We start from the raw sequence: 15,642 nt of genomic DNA, 5'->3' as shown, positions 1-15,642 counted from the left end.
GGATCGGGGCCGAGTCCGGACTCCAAAACTGCAACGCAGCGTCGCCCGCGGGCGGCCGATTGGCCCTGCCGACATGGCCATTATTGGCTCTCGCATGGGTCCGCCTGCGCTCCTATCGTCGACCGCGCTCCCCAAACCCATGGAGAGGTTGACGATGAATACCCGGAATACCCAGACCCGCCGCATCGCGCGTCCCCTGGCTTCGGCCGTCCTGGCCCTGGTGGCCCTGTCGCTGGCGCCGGCCGTGCTGGCAGGCGGCCACGGCAACGCCCGCGGCTGCGCCCGCCAGTTCGAACTGGCCCAGCGGATGGACATGGAGTCCTTCCGTGACTACGACGAAGCAACCTTCCGCGCGGTCCACGACGATCGCGCAGTCACCATCTTCGGCAGCGGCGCGGTGCGCTATGGCATCGACGCGATCATGACCGCGCTGGCCAGCCACTTCGCCGGTCGCGAAGCGGTGTGGACTTGGACCGAGAAGTACCGCGTGGTCGATGGCTGCAACTCGGCCTTCATCCTCTACGAGACGATGTACGAGATCCCGCGCATCGGGTTTCGCCAGCGCGCACTGACCGGAGTGACCTACAGCCATGACGGCCACCGCTGGCTGGCCATTGCCGACCAGGGCACGCCGCTGCCGCTGCCGTAAGCGGATTGCGCGGATCAGAGGTCGCAGCGGGGGATCGGGCGCCCCCCGCTGCGTCCGGGACGTCAGTGGTAGGAGTTGTGCAGAAATCGTCGTAGGCCATGCCCGCGACAGGTGGCTTGCGTTATTGCGCCCAGATGCAGCCGTGCAACGATCGGCCGCAGTCAAACACGGACGTACGCTCGATGACCCATGGACGGGACGAGCCCACGCGGCGGCGCTTTCGTCGGCTGCACAACCAGATTCTCGACCTGCTTGAACGCATGCCGCGGGTCGAACTTTCAGAGGACGGACACGCCGCGGTCACCATCGTCGGGCGCCACTTGTTCCTGCTGATCTTCTTCATGGCGTCGGTGCACACGGTGCAGGGCGTGCTGCGCGAGTACCGGCATGCCAGAGCGATCCTCGTCGATCACGGCATCGCCGTCGCGGTTCCCGCAAAAGCGGACACCGTGCTGGATCGGCTGCTGCCAACGGGGCGAACAGACCGGGACCTCTACACCTTCACTGTCGACGGAACGACCTACTCCGCCAGCTTCGCCACAGACGACCCGACCGTGCAGGTTGCCTATGCCAATGCCCAGCCCGGTCGGTTCGGCCAACTCGACGTGCTCGAGTACCAGGCCAGCGCCGTCCATGTCGTGATGGGAACAGTGGTCGCGGTGCCGGCATTCGCGATCGCCTGCTGGTCATCCCTCGCATTCCTGATGCGGTTCGTGTTCCGCATTGGACGCTGGTCGGATTTCTACGGCCGCAACTGAGGCTGGCTGGAGACAGGTTGCCTCCAGCCAGCGCGTGGACGCTTATTCGCTGCCGGCCGACAGGTACGCCGCCTGCGGCGAGGACAGGCTGGCCTTGACCTGGCGGCTGGTGTCGTCGGCGAGGACTTCCTCGCTGCCATCCTGCAACGCGCGCACGATCTGCTCGGCGACATCCTTCGGCGCGATCTTCGGTGCGTCGAAGCCTGCGGTCATGTCGGTATCCATCAGTCCCAGGTGGACGCCCACCACCTGCGTGCCCTGCCCGCGCAGTTCATTGCGCAGACCGTTGGTGAGCGACCAGGCCGCGGCTTTCGAGACGCAGTAGGTCGCCGTGCCCGGCAGGCTGATCCAGCTCAGCACCGACAGCACGTTCACCAGCGCGCCGCCGCCGTTGCGCGCCAGCGTCGGCGCGAAGGCCTGCGTGACCCGCCAGGGGCCCCAGAAGTTGGTGTCCATCTCCTCGCGTGCCGTCTGCTCGCCGGTGTCTGACAGCAGCACGCCACCGCGGGCGATGCCGGCGTTGTTGATCACGACGTTGACATCAGGGCAGGCCTTGGCAGCCGCGGCGATGCTGTCGGGCGAGGTCACGTCCAGCGCGATCGCGGTGACGCCTTGCTGGTCGATCGCGGCGGGATTGCGCGCGGCTGCATAGATCTTGGCCGCGCCGGCCTGCTTGAGCGCCTCGACCAGCGCGCGACCGAGACCGCGGTTGGCGCCAGTGACCAGTACAACGGCATTCTTGATATCCATCGTGCACCTCTGTGGGGGAGTGTCGCGGGAGTGTCGCGTCGGGGAGTAGCGGTTACTGCGGACGTTCGATGGCGATGGCGGTGGCTTCGCCGCCGCCGATGCACAGCGCCGCGACGCCGCGCGAAAGACCGCGACGCTGCAGCGCATGCAGCAGGGTGACGATCAGGCGCGCGCCGGTGGCGCCGATGGGATGCCCCAGCGCGCAGGCGCCGCCGTTGACGTTGAGGCGGTCACGGTCGATGCCCAGGTCCTGCGCCGCGGCCATCGCCACCACGGCAAAGGCCTCGTTGATCTCGAACAGATCGACGTCGTCGACGCTCCAGCCGACCTTGTCGAGCAGCTTGCTGATCGCCGGGATCGGCGCGGTGGTGTACCAGGCCGGCGCCTGGCTGTGGGTGGCATGGGCACGGATCTCGGCAAGGATCGGCAGACCCTCGCGCTGTGCCAGCGACTTGCGCGTCAGCACCAGCGCGGCGGCGCCGTCGGCGTTGGCCGATGCGCTGGCGGCAGTGATCGTGCCGTCGCTGGCGAACGCCGGCTTGAGCGACGGGATCTTTTCCGGCGACACCTTCAGCGGATGTTCGTCGGTGTCGACGATGCGCTCGCCACCCTTGACCGGCACCGGCACGGGCACGATCTCGTCGGCGAACGCGCCGCTTTCGATCGCGCTGCGGGCGCGGGTCAGGGTCTCGACCGCGTACGCGTCCTGGTCGGCGCGGCTGAAGCCGTACTTGGCCACGGCGACTTCGCCGAACTCGCCCATCGCGCGACCGGGTTCGTATGCGTCCTCGAGACCGTCGAGCATCATGTGGTCGAAGATGCGGTCGTGGCCGACGCGGTAGCCGCTGCGCGCCTTCGACAGCAGGTACGGTGCGTTCGACATCGATTCCATGCCGCCGGCAACGACCAGGTCGACAGATCCGGCAAGCAGCAGGTCGTGGGCGATCATCGTCGCCTTCATGCCGGAGCCACAGACCTTGTTGACGGTCGTCGCGCCCACGGCATCGGGCAAGCCGGCCGCGCGTGCGGCCTGACGCGCCGGGGCCTGGCCTTGGCCTGCCGGCAGCACGCAGCCCATGAGCACTTCGTCGATGCGCTCGGGTGCCAGGCCCGCGCGATCGAGCGCCGCGGAGATGGCGTGCGCACCAAGTTGCGGCGCGGTCACGGGCGACAGGTCGCCGAGGAAACGTCCCAGCGGCGTGCGGACGGCGGAGACGATGACGATGGGGTCGTGGGCAGGGGACATGGACAACTCGTGGGGGAAGGAGCGGGAAAACTGTTGCTACACGGACGCAGCGGGCCGGTCGATCACCAGCAAGGTGGACGTCGCGGTGGCGTAGAGCCGACCGTCGGCGCCGGTCAGGCGTGCTTCGGCGAACGCGGCGCGGCGACCGATCGAGACGACCTTGCCTTCGGCGCGCAGCAAGCCGGAATCGCGCGTCACCGCCTTGTGATACGCGACCTTGAGTTCAAGCGTGGTGTAGGCCTGCTGCGCGCTCAGCTGTGAATGCACGGCGCAGCCGCAGGCGGAATCAAGAAGCGTCGCGGCGTAGCCGCCGTGGACCATGCCGATCGGGTTGTAGGCGTGGTCGCCGGGCGTGCCGGCGAACACCGCTCGACCGGGCTCGACCTCGATGAAGTCGAAGTCCAGCGAGTGCAGGATTCCCGGCTTGCGGCCGGACGCAATCAGCGCGCGCAGCTGCGACAGACCATCGAGTCCGGCGCCGATCTCATCGACCATGCTCATGCATCGATCTCCAGGTTGAGGCGTTGGCCCAGTTGCCGGCGCGATGACGCCAGCAGGGCATCGGAGCGGGCGCGATCGCTTTCGCAACGGGTCATTGCCAGGGTGCCGACCAGTTCGGCCAGCACCGATGCAGCCAATGCCGGCGCGTCGTCGTGACCGAGGCGTTCAAGCGAGGCCGCCAATGCGTCCTGCAACCGGCGCGAGCCTGCGCTGAACGCGTCGCGGGCGGCGACATCCAGCCGCGGTATCTCGCCGGACAGGGCCGCAATCGGGCAGCCATGCCCCGGCGCATCACGATGCGCCGCAGACAGATAGACACGCAAATAGGCGGCCAGACCGTCCGCATCGCCCTTGCCGTCGTGCGCGCGGTGCCAGTGCGCGATGGAGTCTTCGAACATCTGCGTGATCGCGGCGGCGATCAGCTCGTCCTTCGACTGGAAGTGGGCGTAGAAGCCGCCGTGGGTCAGGCCGGCCTCGCGCATGACGCCGGCAACGCCGACGCGGGTCGGGCCGTCGCTGCGGATGGCGCGTGCGGCGGCCCGCAGCACGCGCTGGCGGGTCTGGAGCTTGTGGTCGCAGTCATAACGCATGTTGCGTTATATGACGCCGATCATATCAAGTTCAAGGGGGCTGCCAGGGCACCGTGGTCACACCTGGGCGTAGCGGACGAAGGCATGGATCGCCGGAAGGGTCTGGTAGTGCAATTCAGCCAGCTGCGCGCGCTGGTCCCGGCTCAGCGGCTCCAGCGGTTCGGTGTGGAGGTGGCTGTAGCTCCTGCGCCAGCCCAGCACCAGCGCCGCATCCATGGGGACATCGGCGAAGTCTCCATACGGGCGACGCGGGGCGATGTAGGGCAAGGGCGAGAACACCTGGCGGGTGCGCCATGAGGCGGCCTTGAGCAACTTGACGTGCTCGGGGGTTATGCGGAAGAAATCGCCCTGCATCCCCGAACGGGGGGCATCGAGGAACTCGGCGATGTCGCGAGGCAGGTAGTAGTCGCCGGGCAGGAGGCTCGCCTTCTCGATGAACTCCGGCAGCGCGAAGGCGGCCTCCAGGAAGGCGCGCAGGCGCTCGCCTTCGTCCGGTAATGCGGTCATGCGTCGCAAGGACGCGAAGCCGTCCTCGTCCAGGTGCAGCGGCGTGACCGGATTGACGCAAGGGGCACCGGTGTCGGTCGGCATCCAGTCGAAGCGGATTTCGCGGATCAGGGCGACATGCTGATCGCGCAGCGGCACCGGCACGAACCCGCTGAAGCCGCACAACGCGTCGTAGAAACGTTCCCGCTCGCCCATGACTGCAACAACACTCTGACTGGACGAGAAAGTTGAACGCAGCGATGGCCGCGACCCCATCAGATTCGTCTGAATGTGCGCCGGAATCGATCGCGCCAAGCGCTATCCTTGCCGCTACCGCGTTGCAGTTTCGGAGGCCCGCATGGCCGCATTCCGAACCCTTGGCTTACCGGCCGCGATGCTTCTGGTGCTGACCAGCAGCCCTGCCAATGGCCAGGCCGTGATCGAACTGAGCCACGTCACGCTCGCAGATGCGGACTTTGGCGACGGCGCAGAACTCGGTGGCCGCGAGGATGGCCTGTTGCTGCGCACGCCGAAGTTCGACTTCGCCGGCGGCGCTTTCGACGTCGCCGCCGACTACACCTACACGCATTACGACTACCGCGGACTGGCCACGCGTGATCGCGACCTGCATCGGCTGGAGCTGCCAATGACCTGGACCGGTGCCTCGCCCATCCACGCCCGGATCGGAATCACTCCGGTCGCGGCCGCGTCCTCCAACGTCTTCAAGGACCTGTTCTCGCGCGGTGGCAGTGACGACTTCTCGCTGTACGGCGACGCCAGCATCGAACGCCTCCCCTCCGGCGGCTGGGGCTGGCGCGCAGGCGCGGCCTATGACGATTCGTTCGGCGACGAGCGCGCCTATCCCGTGCTGTCGCTGTTGCGCGATGGCGACACGGTCACGCTCGAACTGGGCTGGCCGCGCACGCGCGTCGACTGGAAAGTGCACCCCAGCGTCAACCTCGGCTTCGACATCGCCCCGGCCGGCGGCCGCTGGCATGTGGTCAGCGACGAGCGCGACGGTGCGGAGTTCTTCTACGTCACCGAGGCCTGGCGCGCACAGTTGCTGGCGCAGTGGGCGATCACCTCGAACTGGCACCTCGACGCGGTCGTCGGCTACGAGTTCGACCGCAGCCACGAGTTCGAGGACGATACCGGTCTTCGCATCGACGAAGACGTCGACTCGACAGTGCTGTACGGCGTGAACTTCGCGTACCGGTTCTAGTCGACGCCTTCGAGCGTCTGCTTCATCGCCCCGAGGCCCTGCTCGATCAGGCCGGCCACCTTCTCTTCCAGGGCATCGGGCAGCAGGTCGGCGATCCAGACCAGGCGCGTGCCGCCGTCGCCGGACTCGAAGGCCTGCACGGAAGCGTTGTGATGGGCGAACGGGTCGCCGAGTGCCGACCAGACCACGCGGCGTTCGGCGTCGTCGACATCGATGATGCGCTCGCGCACCGACATGCCGTTGGCGAACGTGATCGCGCGGACGTCACCTTCGAGCTCGCACCGGGTGACGAAGCCGCGCACCAGCCGCTCATGAATGCGGCCCACGTCGCGCAGCGCATCCCAGGCCTGTGCGGGCGGGACCGCGACCTGGATCTCCCTGCGGATCGATGCCATGCCACCACCTCCGGTCGATTGCACGTGAAGACGGCAAGCTTCGTGCCCTGCCGATGCGGAAGATAGCGTGCCTGCGAACAACCCGACGTGAGGCACGACCTCCGCCGGACAGAGCGCGACACGCGCGATCGCCGTATCCTGTTGACCCCGGCCAATCGGCGGAGCGCGCCATGAGCACCCACACCGAATACGACCCCGACGACAACTTCGCCCGTTCATTCAGCGCGGACGCCGACATCGACGAGGAAGCGGCGCTGGAAGCGGTGGCGTGGCAACTCCTGCTGCTGATCAACCCCGGCGACGAAGACGCGGCGATGCAGCAGTTCCAGGCCTGTCGCGATTCGCTCGACGAAGGCGAGGATCCGGTGGAACTGATCCGCGACGTGATCGACTGGAAGTCGGGCTTCCATGTCGAGGACAGCGACCCGGCCGGGCTGATCGAAGTGCTGGACGAGCTGGCGTCGCGTTTCAACCTGCGCATCGAATGGGGCGTGGAAGACCCGACGGACGAGGACTTCCTGTCCGACGCCGAGGTCCCGTCACTGATCAACGTCGCCTACGACCGCCTGCGCGAACACCACTACACCCTGTGGACCTGGGAAACCGGGCACGACACGCACGCCGGTTTCATGACCCTGCAGCGTGACGACGAAGCGTTGCGGACCGTTGCCGGCGCGCTGGGATTCCACGTGCGCCCGGGCGCGGGGTGATGCGCCTGGCCGCTACGTCGCGGCCATTTGCGCGAGTTTCGCCACGGTATTGAGGTTGCGCCCCGTGCCGGCCTTCGCCGCCGGGATGACCAGCTTCGAGGCAGCCATGCCCTCGCCGTAGTGCACGTAGATCTCGCGCTTTCCCAGCGCGATTTTCTCGTCGCTGCGATGGCGCACGGTGGCCAGCGCGTCTGCCGGTGGCGCCGCGTCGAGGAAGATGGCCAGCGCGCGATTCGGCGCCGCATCGGGGAAGGGATTGTCGGCCAGCACCTGCGCCATCTCCGCCGCGGTGCGGATCGCCACGCCAATCGGCTTGCCGGCATAGCTTTCCAGCGCCGTCTCCAGCGCCGCCTTGGCCTTGGCCGCGGTACCCGGCGTTTCGAACACGACATTGCCGCTGGCGATGTAGGTGCGCACGTTCCTGAAACCGGCGGCTTCGCACATGGCGCGCAAGTCGGCCATCGGCAGCTTGCCGGTACCGCCGACGTTCACGGCGCGAAGCAGGGCGATGTAGGTGGCCATGGGCGGGAAGGATAGCGGTCGCACGCCCCAAGCCGTCGTCCCGGCGAACGCCGGGACCCAGGCCCTCAGCCTGGCAACGGCATCACGTCATACCGACTTCGCGGGGACAACGTCGAGCGCCTGCGCCGCATCACGCCGCGCCCACGCATAGATCAGCAAGCCCAGCACCGCCATGGCCGCACCGACCACGCCGGTCGAGGTCCAGCCGTAACCGGCGGTGATCGCCATGCCGCCCAGCCACGGGCCCAGCGCGTTGGCCATGTTGAAGGCCGAGTGGTTGGAGGCCGCGGCGAGCGTCTGTGCCTCGGCGGCTACGTCCATGAGATGCGCCTGCAGGATCGTCGCCAGTGCACCCATCGTGCCGACCGCGACCACCACCGGCAGCACCGTCCACACAGACTTCGCGGCCAGCGGGAACAGCAGCAGCACCAGAATCGACCACACCAGCACCACGGGCGCGGCGCGGAACTGCAGCCGATCGAACAGCCAGCCGCCGGCGACCGTGCCGATGATGCCGCCGATGCCGAAGGCGACCAGGCCGAACGGGATGAAGGTTTCGGACACGCCGGTGACGTTGACCAGCGTTGGCGCGAGGTAGCTGAAGACGCAGAACATGCCGGCGAAGCCAATCGCGCCGATGCCCAGCGCCAGCCACACCGGCTTGCGGTTGAAGTCGCGCAACTCGCGCAGCGCATCCGGGCGTGGTGCGTTCATGCCGCGCGGCAGTACGCGCATGGTCATGGCCACGGTCGCCAGCGCGATCACCGACACCAGCGCGAATGCCCAGCGCCAGCCGAACGCCTGGCCGAGCCAGGTGGCCAGCGGATTGCCGACCAGCAACGCGATCGACAGACCCAGCATCACCCGGCCGACCGCGGCGCCGCGTTGCTCCGGTCGGCTGATGCGCGCGGCGACCAGCGCGGCGATGCCGAAGTAGGCACCGTGCGGCAGGCCGGCAACGAAGCGGGCCAGCATCAGCGTGTGGTAATCCGGCGCCATCGCGCTGGCCAGGTTGCCGAAGGCATAGAAGCCCATCAGCGCCAGCAGCAGGCTGCGGCGGGACAGCTTCGAACCCAGGATTGCCAGCAGCGGCGCACCGACGACCACGCCCAGCGCATAGGCGCTGATCACGTGGCCGACCTGCGGCTCGCTGACGCCCATGCTGCGGGCGATCTCGTTGATCAGCCCCATCACCACGAACTCGCTCGTGCCGATGGCGAAGCCGCCCATGGCCAGGGCGAACAGGATCAGCGCGACCTGGCGCGGCGAAAGAACGGGCGACGGCGCCGCGGCGGGCGCGGCGTGGGGAAGAGAAGCAGGCATGGGGCCATTATGCTGCATTGCAGCAAGTGACGGGACCGTGCTGGCGGGCCACAGCGTTGCAGCTATTGGCGGTAGCGCCCCCGCAGGGCGTACGACTCCCCCGATTCGGACGACTGCGCACGTCCAGACGACCAACCTCAGGCCTCCCAGACCAAGGAGGCAGGCAATGAATCGCGGTTGGCAACGTTTCGGAAGACTCGGTTCGCGGGCGCTGCGCTGGACGCTCGCCCTGCTGTTCCTGCTGCTGTGCCTGGCGGTCTCGGCCTACGCCTTCACTTACATGTATCGCTACCACGGGCCCCAGGACTTCATGTCGGCCAAGTTCGTGCTGTCCGGCCTCGACGTGCCGGCGCACTTCATGGGCGCCGGGCTGGCGCTGCTGCTGGCGCCGCTGCAACTGAGCGGGTCGATCCGCCGCTACGTGCCCCGCCTGCACCGGCTCAGCGGCGGTCTCTACACCGCGGGCGTGCTGATCGGCGGCCTCGGCGGGCTGTCCCTGTCGACGCATGCCACCGGCGGTGCCGCTTCCGGGATCGCCTTCGCCCTGCTCGCCGTCCTGTGGATGGGCGTGACCGGCATCGGCATACGCCATGCGATCGCCGGCGACCTCGCCCTGCACCGGCGCTGGATGATCCGCAGCATCGCCCTCACCGCCTCGGCCATCACCCTGCGGCTGACGCTCGGCATCGGCCAGGGCGTCCTGCACCTGCCCTTCGTGCCGGTCTACATCTTCGCGGCGTGGAGTTGCTGGACGGTGAACCTGGCGCTGAGCGAGTTGTGGCTGCATTGGCCATCGATCCGCGCGAAGTGGTTGTCCCCGCGTCCGCTATCGCGTGTCGGCGTCGGCGTCGGCCACGGTTGACGATTGCGCCTGGCGGTACGCGCTCGGCGTCACCGCCAGCTGGCGCTTGAAGGCGGCGTTGAAGGTCGACTTCGAGGTGAAGCCGCAGGCATAGGCGATGTCGAGGATGGTGCGCGCGTCGCCGGCATCGGCCAGGCAGGCGCGCGCGGCCTCGATGCGCTGGCGGTTGATGTAGTCCCAGAAGTTGCCGGCGAAGCGCCGGTTGATCACCGCCGACACCAGGTACTCCGGATAGCCGCTGCGCTTGGCCAGCTGGCCGATGGTGAGGGCCGGTTCGCTGAAAAGGTGATCGCGCTCCATCAACTGGGTCAGGCGTACCTCGACTTCGGCGAAGCGCGGATCGTCGACGGCCGGAATCTCGGCAGCGGGCTCGCTCGCCGCTGGCGCCTGCACCGCAACCGCCACCTGGCTCAGGCTCAGGTAGCCGACCACGAACACCCACGCCACGACGGCGCCATAGATCAGCGGATAGTCGATCCACGGGATGCGCAGCTGCCACTGCGTCACGGCGATGCACCAGATCACGATCTGCGAGGCGGCCATCGCATCGATCCAGTGCAACGACATGCGATCGGCATCGGAACGACGCTGCAACAGTTCTCGGCGATAGCGGCGCACGCGCACCAGCCCCGCCACCACGTACGACAGGCTGTAGCCGAACAGGCCGATATCCAGCCACGGCGCGCCCGGCCAGTATCCGCCTGCCGCCAGGTCCGCCAGGAAGGCCTGCGTCTGCGTGCGATCCATCAGGAACCACTGCGCGTTGACCGCCAGCGCGGCGACGAAGCCCAACAGATGCACGCCATCGCGCAAACCCGGCGCGCGGCCCTGGGTCAGCGTGCGGACGTAGAGGTAGAACGCACTGCCATACAGGAACGGGAACAACCCGACGAAGCGATACAGCTTGAGCAGCTCGATCGAGGATCCGTGGAAGTACGCCGCCTTCACCGCCAGGTCGAAGCCGATCACCGCGATCCAGGCCGCCAGCACGCGATTGGCCTGCACATTGACCGGCCGCCGCCACAACGCCAGCGCCAGCAGCGCGGCCTGCGCGGCACCGATCAGGAAGACGAGACTCCAGAAGTTCACGGGTGGTGGCTGACCTGACGGCGACCGCGGCATCTTGAAGCAAGCGGCGTCGGTCGGCGACTGCCTGACCACCCCGGTAGAGTCCGCGTCATGGACATGATGTCCCCCACCACCGCGGCCCTTCTGGCCGACGCCATCCTGGTCCTCCACGTCGGTATCGTCGCCTTCGTCGTACTGGGCGCGGTGGCGGTGCTGATCGGCGGCCTGCGCGGGTGGCAGTGGGTGCGAGGCTTCCGCTGGCGGCTGGCGCACGTGCTGCTGATGGTCTTTATCGCCGCACAGGCCTGGCTCGGTGCGTTGTGCCCGCTGACGATCTGGGAACAGGCACTGCGCGAACACGCAGGACAGCCGGTCTACCGCGAGTCGTTCATCGCCCACTGGCTGTCGCGGCTGATCTTCTTCGAAGCGCCGTGGTGGGCGTTCGTCGCGGCGTACTCGGCGTTCGCCGCGCTGGTGGTGGTGGAGTGGGTGTTTGTTCGTCCGCGGCGGCGAGCTGGCTGAGGCTCTTCTACTAGAGCTACAGTCGTGACATGAACGAAGATCCATTGAAGGCGACCCGCGACGAAGCGTTCCGCATGCTTGGTCGAAATTTCGTGCTTTTCCAGCATTTGGAAATGGCACTGAAGCTACTTACTACCATCAGCGATCTGGAAGGCTCAAATCAGGATCAGCTCGAGGCATGCCTGGAAGCGCGACGCGCCTCCTTGGCGAAGCAGTCGCTCGGCCAGTTGATTGGGCGCTATCGTGAAACAGTGTTCGGCGAAGGTGACTCCACCGAGCCCGCTGAGTCACCGGCGACCATTCGCGTCCAGTTCCGGATTCAAGGGCCGGAGTATCAAGCGTGGAAGACAGCTCAGTTAGCGGCCCTGGTCAACGAACGAAACCAGTTGGCGCATCACCTTCTGGAAGGGTTCAACCTGCGTACCAGCGAAGGCATTCAGGATCTTAAGGACCTGCTGGAGCCGCAAGCAGACCGGATACGGACCGAGATCCTTCAAGCGAAGGCCATCCTTGCAATCTGGCCCAAGGCTCACCAGCTCTTCATGGACGAGCTCACGGCCCAATTGGACGAAGATCCCTGAAGGTCACCGTCCGGCTTGTCCGGCTCCTTCTCTGACCCCCTCGCCCGGGTCCTTGCGTTGACCCGGAATGTCGGCCCGAATTCCGCCCGCGGCCGCCCCCGGAGCCGCCATGACCATCACCAACCGCCAGTCAGGCACCAACGTCCACGAGATCGCCGAGCACATCTACCGGATCAATACGCCGGTGGCATTGCCGGGGAACACGCCGTTCTCGTTCAACCAGTACCTGGTCGTCGATGACGAGCCGCTGCTGTTCCATACCGGGCTGCGCGGGTTGTTCCCGATGGTGTCCGAGGCGGTGGCCAGCGTGATGCCGCTTGAGCGATTGCGGCATGTGGCGTTCTCGCATGTCGAGGCCGATGAATGCGGTTCGATGAACCAGTGGCTGGCAGTGGCACCGCACGCCACTCCGCTGTGCGGGACGATCGCGGCGATGGTGTCGATGAACGACCTCGCCGACCGGCCGCCGCGCGCACTCGCCGACGGCGAAGTGCTGTCGCTTGGCCGTCATCGCGTGCGCTGGTTCGACGCACCGCACCTGCCGCATGGCTGGGAATGCGGCTACCTGATGGAGGAACACACCGCCACGATGTTCTGCGGCGACCTGTTCACCCAACCGGGGACCGGACACCTGTCGTTGACCGAGACCGACGTGCTCGGGCCCAGCGAAGCCTTCCGCCATCAGATGGATTACTACGCGCACGCGACCAACAGCGGCGCGATCCTGGAGAAGCTGGCGCAGGCGAACCCGCACACCCTGGCGTGCATGCACGGCAGTGCATGGCGCGGGGACGGTGCGGCACTGCTGCGCGCGCTGGCGGCGGAGCTGGCGCACTAGCCAGCAGCCTCTTCAGCGGACGGCGAATTCCCCCTGCCCGAGGATGTCGTCCTTGAGCCGCACTTCAATCTGGTAGCGCCCGGGCTTCCAACCGCCGGGCTGCGCACCGGACAGGACGAAACGCTTGCGCCCGCCTTCCTGCAGCGGCGAAGTCTGTTCGTGGTGGACCACCGGATGACCGGCGTCGTCCAGGTAGATCCAGCGGACGCTCAGCGACTGGCCCACTGCGTCCGGGGAAGTCAGCACATACTCGACGACCGCGCTGACCTTGTCGCTCGGCGCGAACATCGGCGTGAACATGGCCGCGCCCGTGTCGCTGCCTTCGGCTCCGAGCTGGGTAAAGGTGGACAGGACGCGTACGCCCTGGCTGCAGTGCGGCCATTCCGCTGGAGCGACAAAGTCCACCGGGACGCGTGCCCTGGAGTGAACCGGAACGCCGTACTCGAATGCCGGCCGGAACTTCCATTCCTTGGCCGCGGCGTAGGCAGCGCTGTCCAGGGACGGATGCCCGCTGGACTTCTCGACGACCGCGTCCACCACCGATCCTGCCGGCGAGATGGTCAGCAGGAGCTTGGTCAGGCCCGTCAGCTGCCGGCACAACGCCACCTCCGGCAGTCTGGGCGGCTGGTTGCTGAGCTTGAAGGGCGGAACGTACGCGGGCAGCCGCACGGACTGCGCGGGATCCGACGCGGGCGCCGATGGCGGAGGCGGAATCGGCGGCGGAGCGGGCACTGGCGGCGGCGGCGTCACTACCGGGTCCGCGGCAAGGCAGCTCCCGGCAAGCGGAAGGGCAATGGCGACCGCCATCCACGCGACGGCGTTGCGTGCTCTCAAGAGATCCCCCAGCGGAGCGCTACGGCCCCTCCAGCTGCGCGGCCTCCCCAGGCATCGCGTCAGCCCGGCGATATTCGCACGACCCGGCGCCCGCAAGCAGGCGGGACGGAGGCACGGTGCCTCCGTCCCGCCGAACGGTCAGCGCATGCCGCCAGCCGCGTTCAGCAGCTCACCGGTGAGCCAGCCGGAGGCGTCCGAAGCCAGGAAGACCGCGATCGACGCGATGTCATCGGGCTGGCCAATGCGACCCAGCGGGGTCTGCGCGACGGCGTGGTGGTTGAAGTCGGAGCCTATGAAGCCCGCGGCGATGGAGCCCTCGGTTTCGACCATGCCCGGGTTGATCGAGTTGACGCGGATCTTGCGCGGGCCCAGTTCCTGCGACAGCACACCGGTGATCGCATCCACCGCGCCCTTGGTGGCGGTGTATACGGCGCTGCCCGGCGGCGTGATGCGGGAGACCAGCGAGCCGATGTTGATGACGCTGCCGCCCTCGCCCAGGTGCTTGGCCGCTGCCTGCGTGGTCAGCAGCACGCCCAGCACGTTGATGTTGAAGTGGCGGTGGAAGTCAGCCTCGGTGACATCTTCGAGCGGCGCGAAGTTGTAGACGCCCGAGTTGTTGACGAGGATGTCGAGGCGCCCGAACTTTGCAACGGCCGCATCCACGATCGCCTCGGCGTCGACCTTGCTGGACACGTCGCCGCGCACGGCGACGGCCTTGCCGCCAGCGGCGGTAATGCGCGCCACGACCGCGTCGGCGGCCTCCTGGCTGGACGCGTAATTGACGACGACCGACGCGCCTTCGGCGGCCAGTGCGGTAGCGATGGCGGCGCCGATGCCCTTGGAAGCGCCAGTAACGACGGCGACCTTGCCTGCAAGCTTGCTCATGATCTTTTTTTCCGGAAGTGGGAGATAGGCAATGGCGAATGGCCACCGCTCCCGGAAGACTTGGAGCCAGCCCAGGCGGAGATAAGAGGGGATTTCAGGGAATGAACATCCCGCGTGCGGGATGGCGGGACGACGACCCGAGGGAAGGTGAATCGCGCCACCGATGGCGCGATTCACGGTCCGTCACCAGAGGCTTGCCGGAATCGCATCCGCGCACGGCGTGCCGGAAACGTCGGTCATGATCGGCTTGAGCATCTGTGTCACCAGGCCGACGTACTCGGCGAACTCGGCGTCGTTGGACGTGCTGCGCGAGTAGGCCGCTGTCGCGCAGGCGCTCCAGACGTGGGCGTTGCCCGGATCGCTCTTGGCCAGCGCCTCGTACTTCTCGGCAATCGAGCCGATGCCGTCGCCGTCGCCGTCATCGCTCGCGATCGCGGCGGCGCTGGCGGCGCTGATGAGGTCGAGCTGGGTCGGCACGTTGCCGTCGACACCGGGCTTGAACGCCTCGATGGTGTCGCCATCGACCACGCGCAGGCCATACGTCGCGTTGGTGTTGGGATTGAAGAAATGGTAGCTGCCGTCGGCTTGCGGCGAATAGGTCGACGTCTTGTTCGGCTCGACGACCACCAGCGAATCGCCCTGCTTCTCGACCTTGATGCTGTAGCTGCCACCGACGATGCCGTAGGTGCCGTTGACGAACTCGTGAGCGAACGCGGTCCCCACCGCGCAGCAGGCGGCCAAGGCCAGCGCTGCCTTGTGAACGATCTTCATGTTTTCCCCTGTAGTAGTGCCGGTTGCCGGCACGGCCGGAGGGTAGCGCATGGCCCGGCGGTGGGGGATGGGACGAATTCTTGGGGTGGCGATGGTTGGCCCTGTTAGGGCCACCAAGCGTCATCCATC

At 67.3% G+C, this 15,642-nt stretch carries 20 protein-coding genes; 8 read left to right on the top strand and 12 right to left on the bottom strand.

Features of this window, described 5'->3' with window-relative positions:
- Positions 1 to 154 precede the first annotated feature (154 nt).
- Both HIV01_RS15840 and HIV01_RS15835 read left to right on the top strand, forming a co-directional pair.
- Positions 155 to 649, top strand: coding sequence for a hypothetical protein (locus HIV01_RS15840; protein ID WP_200609002.1), 495 nt, complete (start codon positions 155 to 157; stop codon positions 647 to 649).
- Positions 650 to 765: 116 nt separating this feature from the next.
- Positions 766 to 1,407 carry a hypothetical protein gene (locus HIV01_RS15835; RefSeq protein ID WP_207527010.1) on the top strand — a complete coding sequence of 214 codons (642 nt, stop codon included), beginning with the start codon at positions 766 to 768 and terminating at the stop codon, positions 1,405 to 1,407.
- Between the two features lie 42 nt (positions 1,408 to 1,449).
- Here HIV01_RS15835 and HIV01_RS15830 read toward each other — a convergent pair whose 3' ends face one another.
- The 5 genes from HIV01_RS15830 to HIV01_RS15810 are packed head-to-tail and all read right to left on the bottom strand — an operon-like array spanning position 1,450 to position 5,196.
- Complete coding sequence (locus HIV01_RS15830) at positions 1,450 to 2,157, bottom strand: SDR family oxidoreductase (protein WP_200609006.1); 708 nt, start codon at positions 2,155 to 2,157, stop codon at positions 1,450 to 1,452.
- Positions 2,158 to 2,209: 52 nt separating this feature from the next.
- The gene (locus HIV01_RS15825; protein WP_200609008.1) at positions 2,210 to 3,403 is read right to left on the bottom strand and encodes an acetyl-CoA C-acyltransferase; all 1,194 of its coding nucleotides are present in this window, start codon (positions 3,401 to 3,403) and stop codon (positions 2,210 to 2,212) included.
- A gap of 36 nt (positions 3,404 to 3,439) precedes the next feature.
- Positions 3,440 to 3,904 (bottom strand): PaaI family thioesterase, encoded by a 465-nt coding sequence (locus HIV01_RS15820; protein ID WP_200609010.1) that lies wholly within the window; start codon positions 3,902 to 3,904, stop codon positions 3,440 to 3,442.
- Positions 3,901 to 4,494 carry a TetR/AcrR family transcriptional regulator gene (locus HIV01_RS15815; protein ID WP_200609012.1) on the bottom strand — a complete coding sequence of 198 codons (594 nt, stop codon included), beginning with the start codon at positions 4,492 to 4,494 and terminating at the stop codon, positions 3,901 to 3,903. Before HIV01_RS15815 ends, HIV01_RS15820 begins: the two co-directional genes overlap by 4 nt.
- A 57-nt stretch (positions 4,495 to 4,551) precedes the next feature.
- A complete protein-coding gene (locus HIV01_RS15810; protein WP_200609014.1) occupies positions 4,552 to 5,196 on the bottom strand; it encodes a hypothetical protein in 645 nt (214 codons plus the stop codon).
- A gap of 142 nt (positions 5,197 to 5,338) precedes the next feature.
- Here HIV01_RS15810 and HIV01_RS15805 point away from each other — a divergent pair, with 142 nt between their 5' ends.
- Complete coding sequence (locus HIV01_RS15805) at positions 5,339 to 6,202, top strand: hypothetical protein (RefSeq protein WP_200609016.1); 864 nt, start codon at positions 5,339 to 5,341, stop codon at positions 6,200 to 6,202.
- Here the strand turns inward: HIV01_RS15805 and HIV01_RS15800 are convergent.
- On the bottom strand, positions 6,199 to 6,597 hold the full coding sequence (locus tag HIV01_RS15800; protein WP_200609018.1) for an SRPBCC family protein: 399 nt from the start codon (positions 6,595 to 6,597) through the stop codon (positions 6,199 to 6,201). The two genes, HIV01_RS15805 and HIV01_RS15800, sit on opposite strands and share 4 nt — an antisense overlap.
- 170 nt (positions 6,598 to 6,767) lie before the next feature.
- Between HIV01_RS15800 and HIV01_RS15795 the strand changes: the two genes are divergently transcribed.
- Positions 6,768 to 7,307, top strand: coding sequence for a DUF6630 family protein (locus HIV01_RS15795; protein WP_200609020.1), 540 nt, complete (start codon positions 6,768 to 6,770; stop codon positions 7,305 to 7,307).
- 12 nt (positions 7,308 to 7,319) lie between these two features.
- On the opposite strand, the gene HIV01_RS15790 is transcribed toward HIV01_RS15795, so the two are convergent.
- Both HIV01_RS15790 and HIV01_RS15785 read right to left on the bottom strand, forming a co-directional pair.
- Positions 7,320 to 7,829, bottom strand: coding sequence for a DUF1697 domain-containing protein (locus tag HIV01_RS15790; protein WP_200609021.1), 510 nt, complete (start codon positions 7,827 to 7,829; stop codon positions 7,320 to 7,322).
- Positions 7,830 to 7,916: 87 nt separating this feature from the next.
- Complete coding sequence (locus HIV01_RS15785) at positions 7,917 to 9,152, bottom strand: MFS transporter (protein ID WP_245156836.1); 1,236 nt, start codon at positions 9,150 to 9,152, stop codon at positions 7,917 to 7,919.
- Positions 9,153 to 9,318: 166 nt separating this feature from the next.
- Between HIV01_RS15785 and HIV01_RS15780 the strand changes: the two genes are divergently transcribed.
- Positions 9,319 to 10,014, top strand: a complete 696-nt coding sequence (locus tag HIV01_RS15780) for a DUF2306 domain-containing protein (RefSeq protein WP_200609025.1) — start codon at positions 9,319 to 9,321, stop codon at positions 10,012 to 10,014.
- Here the strand turns inward: HIV01_RS15780 and HIV01_RS15775 are convergent.
- The gene (locus tag HIV01_RS15775) at positions 9,979 to 11,103 is read right to left on the bottom strand and encodes a helix-turn-helix domain-containing protein (protein WP_245156835.1); all 1,125 of its coding nucleotides are present in this window, start codon (positions 11,101 to 11,103) and stop codon (positions 9,979 to 9,981) included. The genes HIV01_RS15780 and HIV01_RS15775 overlap by 36 nt on opposite strands.
- A 90-nt stretch (positions 11,104 to 11,193) precedes the next feature.
- On the opposite strand from HIV01_RS15775, the gene HIV01_RS15770 reads away from it, so the two are divergent.
- From HIV01_RS15770 to HIV01_RS15760, 3 genes are all read left to right on the top strand, one after another.
- The gene (locus HIV01_RS15770) at positions 11,194 to 11,604 is read left to right on the top strand and encodes a DUF2784 domain-containing protein (RefSeq protein ID WP_245156834.1); all 411 of its coding nucleotides are present in this window, start codon (positions 11,194 to 11,196) and stop codon (positions 11,602 to 11,604) included.
- A 29-nt stretch (positions 11,605 to 11,633) separates the two neighbouring features.
- On the top strand, positions 11,634 to 12,185 hold the full coding sequence (locus HIV01_RS15765; protein ID WP_200609027.1) for a hypothetical protein: 552 nt from the start codon (positions 11,634 to 11,636) through the stop codon (positions 12,183 to 12,185).
- Between the two features lie 109 nt (positions 12,186 to 12,294).
- Positions 12,295 to 13,023, top strand: coding sequence for an oxygen-binding di-iron domain-containing protein (locus HIV01_RS15760; RefSeq protein ID WP_200609029.1), 729 nt, complete (start codon positions 12,295 to 12,297; stop codon positions 13,021 to 13,023).
- Between the two features lie 12 nt (positions 13,024 to 13,035).
- Here HIV01_RS15760 and HIV01_RS15755 read toward each other — a convergent pair whose 3' ends face one another.
- The 3 genes from HIV01_RS15755 to HIV01_RS15745 form a co-directional block, all read right to left on the bottom strand.
- On the bottom strand, positions 13,036 to 13,857 hold the full coding sequence (locus HIV01_RS15755) for an energy transducer TonB (RefSeq protein ID WP_200609031.1): 822 nt from the start codon (positions 13,855 to 13,857) through the stop codon (positions 13,036 to 13,038).
- A gap of 138 nt (positions 13,858 to 13,995) precedes the next feature.
- The gene (locus tag HIV01_RS15750; RefSeq protein ID WP_200609033.1) at positions 13,996 to 14,742 is read right to left on the bottom strand and encodes an SDR family NAD(P)-dependent oxidoreductase; all 747 of its coding nucleotides are present in this window, start codon (positions 14,740 to 14,742) and stop codon (positions 13,996 to 13,998) included.
- 183 nt (positions 14,743 to 14,925) lie between these two features.
- The gene (locus HIV01_RS15745) at positions 14,926 to 15,513 is read right to left on the bottom strand and encodes a hypothetical protein (protein WP_200609035.1); all 588 of its coding nucleotides are present in this window, start codon (positions 15,511 to 15,513) and stop codon (positions 14,926 to 14,928) included.
- Positions 15,514 to 15,642 lie beyond the last annotated feature (129 nt).

Origin of the sequence: Lysobacter arenosi (assembly GCF_016613475.2) — a bacterium.
Classification (GTDB): Bacteria; Pseudomonadota; Gammaproteobacteria; order Xanthomonadales; family Xanthomonadaceae; genus Lysobacter_J; species Lysobacter_J arenosi.
This window is presented reverse-complemented; position numbering and strand designations above follow the sequence as displayed.